Genomic DNA, 15,917 nt, shown 5'->3' with positions numbered 1-15,917 from the left:
GGCGACGCGTCGGCGGTGCCCACGGTGACGCACCTGTTCAACGGAATGGAGCCGCTGCACCACCGCTCCCCCGGCGCCGTGAGCGCCTGCCTGCGGGCCGCCCGGGCCGGCGAGGCGGTCGTGGAGCTCATCGCTGACAATATCCACCTGCACCCCGACCTCGTCGCGACCATGTTCGAACTGCTGGGCGCCGACAACATCGCCTTGGTCACCGATTCGATGGCGGCGGCCGGACTATCCGACGGCGTGTATTCCCTGGGACCGGCGGAGGTGCGGGTGCACTCGGGAGTGGCCCGCCTGGCCTCCGGAGCCATCGCCGGGGGCACCGCCGACATGATGGACGTGTTGCGGAACGCCGTCGAGGCCGGAGTGCCCTTCGACCAGGCCCTCCGGTCGGCCACCGTGGTCCCGGCCCGGACCATCGGCCTGGCCGGCAGCGTCGGCACCTTGGCTGACGGCACGTTGGCCGACCTCGTGATCATCGATGAAGCTCTGGCGGTCACCGGGGTCATGCGCCGGGGCCGGTGGCTGGACCGTCACTGAGCGCGGCCCCGACCGGCGGGGATGGAATACCAGCCTGCCGGCCACGTTGTGACTGGTATGCAGCCTGCCTCCCTTCCGGTCTCCATCCTGGACCGCGCCAACGCCCGCGAGGGCACGTCGGCGTCGGCGGCCCTGGGCGCCACCATCCGCCGGGCACGGTATGCCGAGCAGCTGGGCTACCACCGCTTCTGGGTGGCCGAACACCACGGCGTGCCGGGGATCGCCGGTTCGGCTCCGACGGTGCTGATGGCCGCGGTGGCATCGCAGACCGAACGCATCCGCGTCGGCTCCGGCGGAGTGATGCTGCCTAACCACCAACCGCTGGTGGTGGCCGAACAGGCAGCCACCCTGCAGGCGCTTTTTCCCGGCCGGATCGATCTCGGGATAGGACGTTCCGTAGGATTCACGCCGGCGGTACGCTCGGCGCTGCGGCAGGAGAAGGACGCCGCGGACCGCTTCGGCGAGGACCTGGCAGAACTGATGGCCTATCTCGACGGCAGCGCCGCCGTCACCGCCCGCCCGTACGACGGCGGTGCGACGCCGCTTTTCGTGTTGGCTACCGGCAAGGGGGTGGACCTCGCCGCCAAGGCCGGCCTCGCCGTCGTGGTGGGCGGTCCTGCCTTTACCGGCAGCAATCCGGAACCGGCCCGCGGGGTTCTGGGTCGCTACCGAAAGAATTTTCGGCCCTCCCCCTCTTGCCCCGAGCCATATGTGATCGCCTCCGCCACCGTGGCCGTTGCCGAAACGGCCGACGAGGCGCGGGACCTGCTGCTGCCCGAGGCGTGGGCAATGGCGTTGTCCCGCACCCGCGGGGAGTTCCCGCCCCTCGCGCCCGCCGACTCCATCCGGTCGGCTCCGATGACCTCTAGGCAGGAGCGCCTGGTGGCCGAGTCCCTGGCCGCCTCGGTGCACGGAACCGCCGACCAGGTGGGCCGGCGGCTCGGACGCCTGCTGGAGGTGACCGGCGCCAACGAGCTCATGGTCACCACCAACACCTTCGACACGGCCGCGCTGGCCGACACGGACCGGCGGCTTGCCGCGCTCCTCGGCCTCGGGGGTCAACTCAGGTGAACCGTTTGGCGGCGGGTGTGGGTCAGGCTCCGGCCACGGATTCGACTTCCATGCGGACGACGTCGAGAAACTTCTGGAAGCCCGGTTCTTCCACTGGAAAATGTCCGCATCCCTCGAGCTCAACCAGTCGATGGTTCCCGGCAAGCCGGCTCAGGAACCGGCTGCTGATCCCCGTGGGGGTCCACCGATCCTCGCCCGGATGGACCAGCAGGACGGGCGGTCCGCCATATGACTCCGGCGGCACTGCCGGGCCGGCCTCCAGGAACGACCGGAACCAACCCAGCGGCATGGAACCTCCCCCGCCGCGCGAATCGCGCAGGACCTGGGCGGATAGTTCGGGGTCGTTGGAAATCTTCCGCATCGGGGCGACCCACCGCAGCGGAAAAGGTATCCGCTGAACCGGCCCTCTGATGGTCGTGAGAAAGGGCGCCGCGAGCCGGGCCATCCACGGGGAACGCACGACGGCCGACCGAACGTCAGGATCGGTGGCGTCGAGCAGGCACGTCACAATCACCCGGTCACCCCTGCCGCTCACAGCAGCCGCGTCCAGCGCCAGCATGCCGCCCATGCTGGCGCCCAGGAGCAGCAGCGGCCTCTGGTCGGCGATCCGCGCCGCGAGGTCCGCCAGAAGCAGCTGCCAATCCTGGTACGAGATGCGCGCGCTTCCGCGGGGACGCGTACGTCCATAGCCCGGAAGGTCAACGAGCGTGACGAGGGCTCCCAGTTGCGACAGATGCGCGGCAAAGGGCCACATGGCCGCAGCGTTCCCTCCCCCGCCGTGCACCAAAAGCATCCGCACCGGCGCTTCCAGGGACCCGACGTGTTCAACGTGTACGTCCCACCCGCGCCACGCCCAGGTTTCTGCGCGTCGTTCAACCGACGGGCCGACAGGACGGACGTAGGGCTCATACCTGCGGTCGGCCGCAGTGAAACCCACGCCCTGATCCATCCCGACGACGCTCACTTACGGCTGCCAGCTGAACCCGGACCCGTGCTGTCGGCTTCGGCGGGTGAAGGCGTCAGGGACAGGTAGCCGATTCCGGGCAGTGCCCCGCGCAGCCTGGCGCCCAGCCGCCGCCGGAGAACGTGGTAACCGTCGACGGTCATCGCCGGGTCCACCAGAACCGCGGCGGAGACATTGAGCCGATGGCCATTCCAGCGAAGCCGCACCTCCGACAGTCCCCTGACTTCGCTCTCGGCCAGCAGGACCTGTTCGGCACGGTCGACGAGCTCAGGCTCCACACCGTCGAGCAGGCGGCGGCCGATGTCCCGGGCGGTGCCCCAGAGCAGGACAATGATCGCCGCGGTGATGACCAGACCAACAATGGGGTCGGCCAGCGGAAAACCCAGCCAGACCCCAATGACACCCAGAACCACGGCCAGGGAGGTAAACCCATCCGTGCGGGCGTGGATGCCGTCGGCCACCAACGCGGCCGAGCCGATGCTCCGGCCGACCCTGATCCGGTAGATGGCCACCAACTCGTTGCCGGCAAAACCGACGAGTCCTGCCGCGAGGACCCAGCCCAGGTTGTGCAGGGGCTGCGGGTTCAGCAGCCGGTCGATGGACTGCCAGCCGGCGCCCAGGGCCGAAAGCGCGATCATGGCCACGATGAACAGGCCGGCAAGGTCCTCGGCCCGGCCCAGGCCAAACGTATAACGGCGGGTGGGCTGCCGCGTGCCCAGGATGAAGGCGATCCACAGCGGGATGGCGGTCAGCGCATCGGAAAAATTATGGATCGTGTCGGCCAGCAGGGCGACCGAGCCGCTAATGACCACGACAACCAGCTGCAGCACGGCGGTGGCGCCGAGCCCTGCCAGGCTCAGCTTTACCGCCCGGATGCCCTTTGCGCTGGATTCCAGTGCGTCGTCGATGGAGTCGGCGGTGTCGTGGCTGTGCGGGACAAAAAGTCCGTGAAGGAACCCTTTCAGCCCCGTCGGGTGGCTGTGGTCGTGGCTGTGCCCGTGGCCGCCGTCGTCGTGGTCATCGTCATCGTGGCTGTGCCCGTGGCCGCCGTCGTCGTGGTCATCGTCATCGTGGCCGTGCCCGTGGTCGCCGTGGCTGTTTCCGTGGTCGCCGGGATCCCGTCCGTGCTCGTCTGCGGCCTCTCCGGCCTCTCCGGCTGCAGAGTGTCCGGCCTGCGGATGCGCGCTCATGACGCCTGCGGCCGGGGGTCGTTGTGATGTGCCGGAAGACCACCGAGGGAATGCTCCGCCTGGAAAACAGCATCGGCAACCAGCTGCCGGGCGTGTTCGTTCTCCAGCCGGTAGTACACCTTGGTGCCCTCCTGCCGCGTCGCCACGATGCGTCCCAGGCGCAGTTTCGCCAAATGCTGCGATACCGCCGCCGGCGACTTTCCCACCGTTTCGGCCAGTTCGTTCACCGGCAGCTCGGTATCCCGCAGGGCCAGGATGATGCGCACGCGCGTGGCGTCTGCCAGCATCGCAAAGACCTCGACGGCCAGCTCAACATACTGGCTGTCTACGCCGAGGCTGCAACCCTTCTTACCTGCATTCATTTGCAGATAATTGCACGCCCCGGCCCGGACGGCAATGGTTCACCGGCTGGAGAGCGGTCAGAGGCTGGCAAGGAGGTCCTGCATTTCCTGGATCTCCCCTTCCTGGTCTTCGATGATGGTCTGTGCCAGTTCCTTAACCTGCGGGTTGGAACCCTGTTCGACTTCCTGCTCGGCCATCTTCACGGCGCCCTCATGGTGGGCGATCATCTGGGTCAAAAACAACTTGGCCGCCTCGGGGCCCTGCGCGGACTCCAGCCGTGCCAGATCTTCCTCCGACATCATTCCTTCCATGGCACCCATGCCGGCCTCCCCGGATTCTGCGCCGTGCATGTCGTGGCCTTCCATGCCGCCGGCGCCCGCGGACATACCGACCGCTTCTCCCCAGGCTTTAAGCATGGCGGTCATTCGGTCGATTTCCGGGCCCTGTGCTTCCTTGATGCGGGTCGCCAGCTCGGTGATCCGCGCGTCCAGACCTTCCTTGGACAACATGGTCTCGCTCATCTCCACGGCCTGCCGATGATGCGGGATCATCATCTGCGCGAACCTCGTGTCGGCGTCGTTGTGCTCGGTGCCGGTTTCCGCCCCGGCCTGAGGCGCTGTCCCAGTGGCCGCGGCGGTCGGTCCAGGCGCGGTCTGGCTGCCGGAGTCTCCGGTTGCACAGCCGGCGAGCGCGAGGACGGCGGCGAGGGCGGCAGCGGACAGGGTCAGGTCATGCTTCATGGTGTGTTCCTTCGAGATAGCTTTTGCTCGTGCGGCTGTGTCTCCGCGCCGCTACTGGATTCGTTCCGGGTCCAGGTCAATCCGCCGCAGCAGCTGGGCGTTGAGGGCGACCACGATGGTGGAAACGGACATCAGGATCGCCGCGATGGCCGGGGAGATCGCGACCCCGGCGAAGGCCAACACCCCGGCGGCCAGCGGCACGGCGATGATGTTGTAGCCGGTCGCCCAGATCAGGTTCTGAATCATCTTCCGGTAGCTGGCCCGGGACAGGTCGATCATCGACAGCACGGACCGGGGGTCGTTGCCCGCCAAGACGACGCCGGCAGATTCCATCGCAACGTCGGTGCCGGCTCCGATGGCGATGCCGACTTCCGAGCGGGCCAAGGCTGGCGAGTCGTTGACGCCGTCGCCGACCATCGCCACTTTCAAGCCGCGTTGCTGCAATTCGGTGACCTTCTTGTCCTTGTCCTGCGGCAGGACCTCGGCGAAGACCTCGTCGATGCCCAGGTCGCGGCCCACGGAGTTTGCGACCTGGCGGGCGTCCCCGGTGATCATGGCGACCTTGAGCCCACGCTCCTGCAGAGCCCTGACCGCCGCCCGGGACTCGGGACGGACCTTGTCTTCCAAGGCCAGCGCCCCAATAATCGTGCCGTCGCGGACCACGTGCAGCACGCCGGCACCCCGATCCATCCACGCCGAGGTTTCTTGGGCTACGTCCGCCGCCTCGGCCAGGTTCAACTCACGGAGCATGTTCGGCCCGCCCAGGGAGATGTCGGCCCCGTTCACCACGGCGCGCACGCCCCGGCCGGTGCTGGAGGTGAAGTTGCGGCCGGTCAGGCCCAGTCGTGCTGCCTCGGCGTGTTCAGCAGCAGCCCGGACGATCGCGCGGGCGACGGGGTGTTCGCTGTCGGATTCGGCGGCCGCAGCCAGGGCCAGCAGCTCGCCTTCGGTCACGCCCTCCACTGCGGCGACGGCGGTAACCGCGTGTTCGCCTTCGGTCAGCGTGCCGGTCTTGTCGAACAGGACGACGTCGATGGTGCGCATCCGCTCCAGGGCGATGCGGTTCTTGATCAGCACGCCGGAGCGGGCGGCGCGTTCGGTGGAGATAGCGATGACCAGCGGGATCGCCAGGCCCAGCGCATGCGGGCAGGCGATGACCAGAACGGTCACCGTGCGGACGACGGCCTCATCGGGACTTCCGAGCAGCAGCCAGGCCCCGAAGGTGATGATGCCGGCCACCAGCGCGAAGTAGAACAGCAGGGCAGCAGCCCGGTCGGCCAGGGCCTGGGCTCGGGACGACGAGGCCTGGGCTTCGGCCACGAGGCGCTGGATGCCCGCCAGCGCCGTGTCGGAGCCCACTGCAGTAATCCGCACTCGCACCGAGTTGTCCGTGGCGACCGTACCGGCGACCACCGTGTCGCCGGTCGCCCGGGCGACGGCTTTGGATTCCCCGGTGATCATCGATTCGTCGAACTCCGCGCCGCCGTCGATGATCCGCCCGTCGGCCGGCACGCGGGCGCCGGAGCGCACCAGCACGACATCGCCGGTGGCGAGCGACCCGACCGGCACGGTTTGGACAGATCCATCGCTGTCGACCACGTCCGCCTCATCCGGCAGCAGGGCAGCCAGCGCGTCGAGTGCTCCCTGCGCGGAGCCCAGCGCACGCATTTCCATCCAGTGGCCCAACAGCATGATCACGATCAGCAGCGCGAGTTCCCACCAGAAGTCCAGGTCGAACCCGCCGATGCCGAGCGTTGTGATCCAGGAGGCGGCGAAGGCGACCGTGATGGCCATTCCAATCAGCAGCATCATGCCCGGCTGCCGGGACCGCAGTTCCTTCACCGCGCCCTTCAGGAAGGGGGTGCCGCCGTAGAAGTAAATAATGGTGCCAAGTACCGGCGGGATCCACGCCGCCCCGGGGAACTCCGGGACCGTATAGCCCAGGAGCATGGCGAACATCGGGCTGAAGAAGATTACCGGGACCGACAGTACCAGGGACAGCCAGAACTTGTTCTTGAACATCGCCGTGCTGTGCCCGGCGTGCTGGCCATGCGTATGGACGGCATGTTCCTCGTCCACCGCCGAATGGACGGGTCCGTCCGGCATGGCCTGCCCGTGCGTATCGTGGTCGGTCACCATCGGGCCCTGGCCCTGATGGCGGTGCCCAGGGCTTTGGGTGTGCGGGACCGAATTGTCGAGGTGGTGCGAATGCTCGCTTTTCATGACTCTTCTTTCGCGGGCGCCCCTGCCTTTGAAAGCGGGGCGGCCCTTCGCGGGGAACCTGATCTTCAGGAGGCAATAAGTTCGTAGCCGGCGTCGCCGATGGCCGACCGGACGGCGGACTCGCTGACGGGCGATGCGGCCAGAAGGGTGACGGTGGAAATGCCGCCGGGCACGAGGGCGACCTGCACGTCGCTCACGTCGTCGAGAGCGCCCAGCGCATTCGTGACGCTGGAGGCGCAGTGTCCGCAGGTCATGCCGGCAACCCGGTACTCTGCCTGAACGGCCGGCAACATCGACGAAGCCTCCGGCTCGCGGCGCTCGGTTCGTTCTCCGGAGGCGCCTGTCGGGGCGCAGCAGGTGCATCCTTGTGCGGACTTGGCGGTCAGGGACAGTTCCCGCTCGAGGGATTCGGCCATGGTGTTCTCCTCACACGTCGTTGGTGCTGGCTGCGGGAAGTGGGAACGCCAGACCAAGGGAATGACGCTCCGCCGCCGAAGCCGGTGAGGACCTTCACTGCGTTGAAGCCCTAGCGGGCTCGTGACGCTTGTTCCGGTGAATCCGAACTTATACCCCCGGGGGGTATAAGTCAAGGGGCTGGCAAGGGTTGGGGATGCTGCTGCGGCAGTGGCCACAGTCCCAAGGTAAGGGCTACGGTGCTTGGGAGGCGGCCGACCGCCGTCGGCCAGAAACCGGACGACAGGAGCAGATCATGACGCACATCAGCTCGATGCTCGATACCTACCCCAAGGACCTGGGCGGCGTGGACCGCCAGAAGCTGGCGGAGTGTATTGCCGCCTGCTTCGAATGCGCTCAGACGTGCACCGCGTGCGCCGACGCGTGCCTCTCGGAGGACATGGTTGCCGACCTCACCAAGTGCATCCGCACGAATCTGGACTGCGCCGACATCTGCGCAACCACCGGTCGCATCCTCTCGCGCCACACGGGCTACGACGCCAACATCACCAGGGCACTCCTGGAAGCCTGTCGGACTGCCTGCAAGGCCTGCGCCGACGAATGCGGCCAGCACGCGGAGATGCACGAACAGTGCAAGGTCTGCGCGGAGGCTTGCCGCCGCTGTGAACGCGCCTGTGACGAACTCTTGGCGTCGCTGGGAAGCGGCGCATCCGAATAGGCCGGCCCACCTCTTGTCTCGCTGCGGTGGCGCGCAGCCTCCTGCCGCGGGCCCGGGACCCCCGGGGCCCGCGGCAGGTCCGGCTAGGAGCCGATCTTCAGTCCGTTCCAGCCGCCGACACCTACAGTGATGCGCTTTTGGATCTTTTTCGAGGAGACCGGGTAAAAGTGCAGGTTGCCTTTCTTGTCGCGGGCGAGGATGCCGGACTGGCCGGCGGTCACGTGATCCTCGGCAGCGGACAGATGCGTCACGGCATTCCAACCCCACTTGGCGATCACCTTCCGGGTCTCGCTGATGAGGTTGCCTTTGCCGTTGGAGCGGTAGAGCTTCAACTGCCCGGCCGCGGTGCGGGCGACCAAGTCCATCTTCTGGTCTCCGTCGAAGTCCAGGGCCATCACGTCCATGCCCTTCCAGTTGCCGGAGCTCAGCAGCTTCCGCCGCTCGGGGTTTGTGCCGGCGGGATTCGCGTAGGAGTACAGCCTGCCGTCACGGTTCTTGGCGATGATGCCCGGGTACTTGTCCGCGGTCTTCCACTTGGTGACGAGGATGGTGTTGTGCTGCCATCCGCTCGTGCCCAGGGTGGAGCGTTTGAAGCCACCGCTCTTTTGCCCGTAGTCGACGGTGAGCCGGCCGTCCTCCCAGTTGGCAATCAGGTCCTGCGTGCCGTCGCCGTTCCAGTCGGCGATCTCCACCGCTCGCGCTGCTCCCCATCCGGCCGAAACGTAGAAGCGCTTGTTCAAGTCCTTCCCCTTGGCGGACGGGTATAGGTAGAGCTTGCCTGCGGAGTCCACCGCTGCGACATCACCCGACATGGCCTTGGCCGGGGCGACGGCGGCCGGCAGGGCCTTCAGGTCGTTGGCGAGCAGCTTCGGCATGTCATAGGTGTAGTGCGTGACCCCCGGGAGGATGGTCATCTTCGTGTTGGTGAACCCGAGGCTCTTGTATTTTTTCTCAGCGCTCTTGGCGCTGCCCAGGGCTGACCAGGTTTTCAAGCTGGTGCCGCCGCGTCCGTCCCGGCTGCCGCAGATCCAGTGCAGCTTCATCTTCTTCACCGCCGCGGGAGCGGTGGTTTCCATGCCCGTGTATCCGCCGCCGCCGACGATGGTGGCCCCGCCGCCCTTTATCCAATCCTGTCGGTCTGCGAGGAGTTCATAGGTGATGAACTCGGCTCCGCCGGAGTAGCCGTGGAACCAGATGCGGCGGGTGTCGAGCTTGTATTTGGCGATCAGTGTTCCTGCCAAGGCCCGGAAATAGTCACCGTTGCGGTCGGCGTCCTCCCACCAGGTGATGCCGCCTTTCTTGTCGGGGGTGATGACGGGAACCATGATCATGTTCTTCTTGGCCGCCTCGGCCGCCATCTTCTTCATGATGGACCCGTTGGGGTGGTGGACGTAGGACTGCGCCGGGTAGGAGTAGTCACCGTGAAAGACGAATAGGACGCCGACCGGCTTCTTCGTATCGATTCCGTTGGCGTAGACGTGATATTTACTGCTGGCACCGTTGGGAGCGGTATAGGTCTGGTAGGTCGCGTTTCGCGGTGCCGCGGCCTGGGCCGGGGTGCTGACAACCAGGGCTGATGCGAGGATGGTCGTCGCCAGGACTGTTCCCAGGAGCGCGCGGATGAGGGCCTTCATCAAACTGGATCCGTTCATAGTGCTGCCGCACTGCGCGAATGCGGGCACGGGTGCTAAGGGATGCAATCGGACGTAAGGGCTGATCCGTAAGGGATCTGGGAAAACCGCGCCAGTTCCCGCCTCGAAGTAGGGGTGCCAAATCGTGGGACGGGAGCCGCATTTGCCTTCGGACAGGAACAGCCGGTTCCTGAATGCGGGGAGGACTCATTTGTCGCTGGCGGTTTGGGACGCCGCAGGAATCAAGGGTCTTCCGCGGGCAGCGGTTGTGCTGGGCATGGCTCCGGGAGGAGCGGGCAGTTGGGCGGCAACGATCGCCGTCAGGGACAAGCCGAAGCCCACCACCTGCCACGGACCCAGCACCTGCCCCAGCAGCAGCGCCCCCAAGGCCGCGGCTACCAGCGGGGACAGCAGGCCCAGCACCGCCACCGCGGCAACCGGGATGCGTCCGATGCCCCAGAACCAGATCACGTAAGCAGCGAGCCCGCCGACAGTCCCCAGCCACGCATAGCAAGCAACCGCCGGGAGGTCCAGGTGTGGCGGGATGCCTTCCAGCAACAACGTCACCGGCAGCAGGAACAGGCCGCCGGCAGTCAGCTGCCAGCCTGCCAGCGCAACAGGCCCAACCCCCGGCGGCCGGCCCCATCGCTTGGTGAGAGTGACGCCGGCAGCCATTGCGGCCGCACTGGCCAGTCCGGCTGCGACTCCGGTGGCATCCAGCAGCGCGGCGGAGCGGAGAACTACGAGGGAGACGCCGGCCAGACCGATGAAGCCCCAGCCCAGCCGCCAGCCCGACAAGCGCTCCCGGAGCACGATCACGGCTAGCAGGGCAACGATCAGCGGCTGGGTCGCCCCGAGGGCGGAGGCCACCCCGCCTGGCAGCCGGTAGGCGGCCGCGAACAGCAACGGGAAGAACGCCCCGATGTTCAACATGCCCAGCACCACCGCCTTCCACCACCACCCTCCCCTCGGCAGCCGGCGGGTGAAAACCAGCCCGATGATCCCGGCGGGCAGTGCCCGGATCATCGCGGAGAACAACGGGTAGCCCTCCGGCAACAGCTCGGAGGTCACCACATAGGTGGTCCCCCAGGCAAGTGGCGCGATGGCAGTAAGCAGGATGACGGCGGCGCCGGCCATGCTTCCCCCTAACGGATGTGCTTGAGCTGCTGCCGCAGGCCGGCCTGTCGCCGCACGGCGGACCGACAGGAATGTTTCACCCCGTTCGAGGGGCTATTCATCCGGATCGCGTGCTCCGGACCCGTTTGTCGTGTCTACTGACGGATTTGGAGCGTCCCATCTTGGAGCTACTCAAGGAGTAAGATATCTAAGTGCTTAGATATAATAGCTAAGCACTTAGATATCTGCAATGGTCTCTTCGACGTTCGGGAGTTGATGTTCAGACCGGCCATCTGTTCAACGCCATCTGGCCCGGCGCGGCATCAGCCGTTCCCGAACATCTGAATGGGTTTGAACCGGCACATGAAAACCAGATTTATTAGCACATAATAGGTTGGAGCGTATGAACGACCATTTGGAATCGATCCTGGGCCAGTGGGCTGCCGAACGTCCCGACCTGGATGTTTCTCCCATGGCGGTGATCGGGCGCATTTCACGCATCTCCAGAATGATCGACACCAGGCTCGCACGCACCTTCGCTGATCACGGGCTGGACTCCGCATCGTTTGACGTTCTTGCAACCCTTCGGAGGTCCGGAGCCCCCTACACGCTGAGCCCTAGTGAACTGACCAGCAGTGCCATGGTTACCTCTGCCGCCATCGCCCAGAGACTAAACCGGCTTGAAGAAAAGGGTCTGATCACCCGCTCAAAAAACGAAGCGGACGGCCGGGGCAAACAGGTCACACTGACATCCAGAGGTCTCGGCCTTATCGAGCAGGCGCTGCCAGACCACGTCCGAACCGAGCACGATTTGCTTAGCTCACTCAGCAAAGCCGAGAAAGACTCCCTGGCATCGCTCCTGGCGAAGCTCGAATCGGGCTTCAGCTAGCGGGACCCCCGTTACTGTTTGAAGAGCATTCGTCGAAGATGAGGCTCGACGTCAACAGTGCCGAACTCAACAGAATCTGGCCTCACACCCTTGCTTCATGCCGACCAGGGACAACTGCCGGCCCTCTTTTCCAAGGAACACGAGCAAGATGGCGAGACGCTCAGGCCCGTCCCTTCAGAATCAGGTGCCAGTAGATCTGCGGCAAGATCCGCCGGTCCATCACCCACTGCCAGCGCCGCTCCTTGGCCATCCTGAGGACCGGGTAGCTCGGCTGGGGGCGGTATTGGTCGTCGAACTCGGCAAAGAACGCGGTGCGGCGGCTCAGCGTGAACGGGCAGACTGAGTAGCCGTTATAACGCGCGCCAGGCGCTCGCCCGGCCAGAACAGCGGTGAGGTTCTTCGCCAGTACTGTGGTCTGCTTGCGGAGCGCCCCGCCGGACTTGGAGTTCCGTGTTCCGGCGGCGTCGCCGAGGGACCAGACGTTGGGAAAACGCGGATGGCGCAGAATCTCTGGATCCACCTCGACAAAGCCGCCACCGCTCCCCCTCGGCGGCAGTGAAGTGGCTTTCAACCAGTCCGGCGCCGATTGCGGCGGAACCGCGTGCAGCAGGTCGTACCGCATTTCCCGCTCCCCCGAGGAGCCGCGCAGCACCAGGGTCTGTGCCTCAGGATTGACCGAGGCGACGGTGGTGGAGGTCCAGAGCGTGATCCCGTACTCGCTGATCTTGCGCTCCAGCTCCCGGTCCACCTCCGGCATCCCGAAGACGGTGGGCGTGGGCACCACCAAGTGCACGTTGATGTCCTGCAGCACGCCCTGTTCGCGCCAGTAGTCGCAGGCCATGTAGGCAATTTTTTGCGCGGCACCTGAACACTTGGCGGGCCCGGGCGGCTGAGTGAATACGGCGGTGCCGGAGCGCAGCGCTCGCACCAGGTCCCAGGTCTTGGGAACCAGCTCGGCGTCGTAATTGGATGAGCCGTGCGGCGAGGCCATCGCCTCGGCCAGCCCGGGAACGGCATCCCAGTCCAACTGCAGGCCAGGACAGACCACCAAGTGCTCGTAACTAACGCGGTCGCCTCCGGCCAGGACGACGACGTTCTCCTCCGGCCGCACGTCGGCCGCCTCCCCGCGGATCCAGTCAACGCCCTGGGGCATGACATCCGTTTGGGGGCGGACTGCTTCGGCCATCCGTGCAGCTCCGGCTCCTATGTGGGAGAACAGCGGTTGGAAGTAGTGCTGGTCCCGAGGTTCGATGATTGCAATGTCCTCAACCTTCCACCGGCGAAGCCGCGCGGCCAGCGAGATTCCCGCATTGCCGCCGCCGACAACCACTACCTGATGGTGCTTGTCCATGTTTCGGCCTTCCGTCATTGGCGGCTGTGCCCCCGCCGCTGCCGCGTCCGAACAGTCCACAGCGCCCAGGGCCGTCCGTCAAGGCGGGAGCGAGCCGGGACCGGGTCATGAAACGTCGGCCTCGATCTCCAAAACAGCGGTCCGCGCAGGATGGGGCCGGGGCGTTACGGCGGCGGATCCGCGACCAGCCGCGGGTCCTGGAACAGCCGTTGGGCCGGCGGTTCTGGCGGTAGCGGGCTGGTGACGGCACATGCGCGTGGTCGCGATTGGCGGCTGCGAGCACCAGCGCGACCAGTGCGTCGGCGGTTTCTGCGCCCTGATTTGGCAGCATGACGACGAGGGCGAACGTCGGCCTCGAGGCACTTATCACTGCCAGGCGTGTGGGAAAGTGTGTATCTTGCGAGCCGGAGCCACAGAAGACCCGCGTCTTCAGTGGAGCTTAGGGGAATCGAACCCCTGACCTTTTCATTGCGAACGAAACGCTCTACCAACTGAGCTAAAGCCCCGGATGCGCGTGTTACCCGCGCAATCACACGTGTGTAAGGGTAGCGCATCGACCCGCGTGCATACCAAATGAATCCAAAGCTTTTTGATGTACCGCCCGCGTCGAGCTCGGACTACTACTTCTCCTGCAGAACGGACAGCACGTTCCCGGATGGATCCTTGAACCATGCGATGTAGGGGCCTTCTTCGCGGAAGATGCCCTTGTCGTCCTGGGCAAAACCCTCGTAACGCTCGAACCGCACTCCCTGCGAGGCCAGTCCGGTCACGGCCGTTTCGATGTCATCCACTTGAAAGTTGAGGATCGTGAAGCTCCCCGGAACGGCGTCCGGCTGTTCATAAACAAGCGTGTCCCGGCCGCCGGCCAGATGCAGCCACATCAGGCCATACTCCTCGGACGTTTTCAGGCCAAGAGTATCGCGGTAGAAGCGTTGCGCCTCCTGTAGATCATGAACGGCGATACCGCTGTAGGCCTTGCTGTTGGTGAGCTTCATGGCAACCCCTCCCGGGTCGACCCAACCGTGAATGTGTAGGGCTTGTCCCCACGTTTCCGGCCGTGGCGCTTGGCCGGTGGTGATCCATCACAGCGCAGGTTCCTGCTCAACAGTGTTGCAGGCGCGGGGAGCCTCGGGGAAGACGTGAGCCCACTCGAGCCCCGGCAGTCGCTACCTCTCTCGAGTAAAACGCTACGGCCGACTGCGAGCCCTGCGTCGATTCTCCGAGGCATGGGAGAAAATGAATACTCTTCATTTTACTAATACCGGATAAGAAACTGTTGGGGGATCAATGGTCACACCTTTGGGCGCAGCCCTTTCAAGCGCATGGCTGGGCATGACGAGCACCATCGTCGGAAAAACGGCCATCGCTGCCGTCGCCGCTGCCGGGATAGCAGCCGGAAGCCTCGCCGTCGTTGGAGCCGTGAATCATGATCAAGGCTCGGTCGTGCGCGTCGTTGACGGCGATACGTTGGTCATCAACTACAACTTCCGGGAAGAAACGGTACGGCTCCTTAACGTCGATACTCCGGAGACCAAAAATCCCAGCCAGCCGGTTGAATGTTTGGGACACGAGGCGACACAGAATCTTGAACAGCTCGCTCCGCCCGGCACGAAGGTCCGCCTCGACTTCGACGTCGAGCGTCACGACCGGTATGGCCGCACGTTGGCAGCAGTCTTCGTCGGCGACTCACTGGTAAACGCAGAGATTGCCAGACGGGGCTTAGGGCACGCTGTCTACTACGAGCCCAATCGGAAGTACCTGAGCCAGGTGCAAGAGGCTCAGTCGGAAGCAGCGGGAACAGGGCAGGGCATGTATGACCCGTCGATCGGTTGCACCATTCCCGGACAAGTCCAAGAGGCAATTGAACAGGTAGAGGCAACAGCCGCAGGCAATCCAGCCGACACTTCGTCCGCGACAGCCGAGGCAGTAACTGCCTTGGCCTTGACCATCGCAGCAGCAAAGTCGGTGGACTCCACGCTCCACACTGCTTCTCACACGGCAGATGCTGTGCTGTGGACGGCTCTATCGACTGCTGACCGGAAGCAACTCAGCAGCCAGTTGTCGGACGCCATAAAAGCCGGCGAAGCGAAACATCAACAACTGTCGGTGCAACGCGACAAGCTCAAGGTTGCCGAGGACAAGGCAGCCGCCGAGAAGAAAGCGGCCGAGGAAAAGCGGAAGGCGGAAGCGAAGGCCAAGGCGAAACGGATTGCGGCTGAAAAGAAGGCGGCCAAGGAACGCGCTCAAGCGGAACGGGCGGCGGCCGAGCAAGCGGCAGCACAGGCCGCTGCCGCGGCTGAGGCGGCTCGGCAGGCCGAAATCACCAGGCAAGCGCAAATTGCCGAAGCAGAACGGCAGTGGCGTCAACAGCAACAGGCTCCTGCCCCCGCGCCTCCGGCTTCCAATCCCTACCCTGGCTACACCGGGCCCCGATGCTATGCACCCGGCGGCCGTTCGTGGACGCCCTGCCCTTAGCCCTTAGCCCTTCACGGCACCAACAGCAAGACCCCTGGCGGTCCGCATCCGGACTGGCAGGGGTCTTCAGCTGTGTGAACAACAAGGTCGGGGCTTCGCGGGCCCCCAGACACCGCTCCGGCTTCGTGGGCCTGAACCGTGCACCTCAACGGGCTGGCAGCTTGTGGCTTCGCCCGATCTGATAGGTATCAGAGCACCTTCCAGACAATCCGTGCAAGCGCTGGGCTTACAATTGATCAGACTGTTCAAG

15 protein-coding genes and 1 tRNA gene are annotated in these 15,917 nt (G+C 65.4%); 5 read left to right on the top strand and 11 right to left on the bottom strand.

All coding sequences use genetic code 11. The features are described 5' to 3' along the window. A partial coding sequence (locus AC5RV2_RS02810) for an amidohydrolase family protein (protein ID WP_494091080.1) occupies positions 1-543 on the top strand: 543 nt, incomplete at its 5' end. A gap of 57 nt (positions 544-600) precedes the next feature. After that, positions 601-1,614, top strand: a complete 1,014-nt coding sequence (locus AC5RV2_RS02805) for an MsnO8 family LLM class oxidoreductase (protein ID WP_494091079.1) — start codon at positions 601-603, stop codon at positions 1,612-1,614. A 22-nt stretch (positions 1,615-1,636) separates the two neighbouring features. Here AC5RV2_RS02805 and AC5RV2_RS02800 read toward each other — a convergent pair whose 3' ends face one another. The 6 genes from AC5RV2_RS02800 to AC5RV2_RS02775 form a co-directional block, all read right to left on the bottom strand. After that, the gene (locus AC5RV2_RS02800) at positions 1,637-2,551 is read right to left on the bottom strand and encodes an alpha/beta hydrolase (protein WP_494091078.1); all 915 of its coding nucleotides are present in this window, start codon (positions 2,549-2,551) and stop codon (positions 1,637-1,639) included. Positions 2,552-2,574: 23 nt separating this feature from the next. Next, positions 2,575-3,768 (bottom strand): cation diffusion facilitator family transporter, encoded by a 1,194-nt coding sequence (locus AC5RV2_RS02795; RefSeq protein WP_494091077.1) that lies wholly within the window; start codon positions 3,766-3,768, stop codon positions 2,575-2,577. Beyond that, complete coding sequence (locus tag AC5RV2_RS02790; protein WP_494091076.1) at positions 3,765-4,130, bottom strand: ArsR/SmtB family transcription factor; 366 nt, start codon at positions 4,128-4,130, stop codon at positions 3,765-3,767. The genes AC5RV2_RS02795 and AC5RV2_RS02790 overlap by 4 nt, the downstream gene beginning before the upstream one ends. A 57-nt stretch (positions 4,131-4,187) precedes the next feature. Continuing rightward, the gene (locus AC5RV2_RS02785) at positions 4,188-4,850 is read right to left on the bottom strand and encodes a DUF305 domain-containing protein (protein WP_494091075.1); all 663 of its coding nucleotides are present in this window, start codon (positions 4,848-4,850) and stop codon (positions 4,188-4,190) included. Between the two features lie 51 nt (positions 4,851-4,901). Next, complete coding sequence (locus tag AC5RV2_RS02780; protein ID WP_494091074.1) at positions 4,902-7,073, bottom strand: copper-translocating P-type ATPase; 2,172 nt, start codon at positions 7,071-7,073, stop codon at positions 4,902-4,904. A 65-nt stretch (positions 7,074-7,138) separates the two neighbouring features. After that, positions 7,139-7,489 (bottom strand): heavy-metal-associated domain-containing protein, encoded by a 351-nt coding sequence (locus tag AC5RV2_RS02775; protein WP_494091073.1) that lies wholly within the window; start codon positions 7,487-7,489, stop codon positions 7,139-7,141. A 293-nt stretch (positions 7,490-7,782) separates the two neighbouring features. On the opposite strand from AC5RV2_RS02775, the gene AC5RV2_RS02770 reads away from it, so the two are divergent. Then, complete coding sequence (locus AC5RV2_RS02770) at positions 7,783-8,205, top strand: four-helix bundle copper-binding protein (RefSeq protein WP_494091072.1); 423 nt, start codon at positions 7,783-7,785, stop codon at positions 8,203-8,205. A gap of 83 nt (positions 8,206-8,288) precedes the next feature. Here AC5RV2_RS02770 and AC5RV2_RS02765 read toward each other — a convergent pair whose 3' ends face one another. Continuing rightward, positions 8,289-9,839, bottom strand: coding sequence for a hypothetical protein (locus tag AC5RV2_RS02765; protein ID WP_494091071.1), 1,551 nt, complete (start codon positions 9,837-9,839; stop codon positions 8,289-8,291). Positions 9,840-10,043: 204 nt separating this feature from the next. Continuing rightward, positions 10,044-10,973 (bottom strand): EamA family transporter, encoded by a 930-nt coding sequence (locus AC5RV2_RS02760; protein ID WP_494091070.1) that lies wholly within the window; start codon positions 10,971-10,973, stop codon positions 10,044-10,046. 382 nt (positions 10,974-11,355) lie between these two features. Here AC5RV2_RS02760 and AC5RV2_RS02755 point away from each other — a divergent pair, with 382 nt between their 5' ends. Further along, positions 11,356-11,841, top strand: coding sequence for a MarR family winged helix-turn-helix transcriptional regulator (locus AC5RV2_RS02755; protein WP_494091069.1), 486 nt, complete (start codon positions 11,356-11,358; stop codon positions 11,839-11,841). A 160-nt stretch (positions 11,842-12,001) separates the two neighbouring features. On the opposite strand, the gene AC5RV2_RS02750 is transcribed toward AC5RV2_RS02755, so the two are convergent. The 3 genes from AC5RV2_RS02750 to AC5RV2_RS02740 all read right to left on the bottom strand — a co-directional run bounded on the left by AC5RV2_RS02750 (position 12,002) and on the right by AC5RV2_RS02740 (position 14,187). Continuing rightward, positions 12,002-13,192 carry an NAD(P)/FAD-dependent oxidoreductase gene (locus AC5RV2_RS02750; RefSeq protein ID WP_494091068.1) on the bottom strand — a complete coding sequence of 397 codons (1,191 nt, stop codon included), beginning with the start codon at positions 13,190-13,192 and terminating at the stop codon, positions 12,002-12,004. A 433-nt stretch (positions 13,193-13,625) separates the two neighbouring features. Next, a tRNA-Ala gene (locus AC5RV2_RS02745) sits at positions 13,626-13,698 on the bottom strand. A 114-nt stretch (positions 13,699-13,812) separates the two neighbouring features. Continuing rightward, positions 13,813-14,187, bottom strand: a complete 375-nt coding sequence (locus tag AC5RV2_RS02740; protein WP_494091067.1) for a VOC family protein — start codon at positions 14,185-14,187, stop codon at positions 13,813-13,815. A 337-nt stretch (positions 14,188-14,524) separates the two neighbouring features. Here AC5RV2_RS02740 and AC5RV2_RS02735 point away from each other — a divergent pair, with 337 nt between their 5' ends. Continuing rightward, on the top strand, positions 14,525-15,667 hold the full coding sequence (locus AC5RV2_RS02735; protein WP_494091066.1) for a thermonuclease family protein: 1,143 nt from the start codon (positions 14,525-14,527) through the stop codon (positions 15,665-15,667). The last annotated feature ends 250 nt before the right edge of the window (positions 15,668-15,917 follow it).

The organism is Arthrobacter sp. Y3225116 (assembly GCF_059091245.1).
The sequence above is the reverse complement of the archived record's forward strand: the minus strand, read 5'-3'. Positions and strand labels throughout refer to the sequence as shown.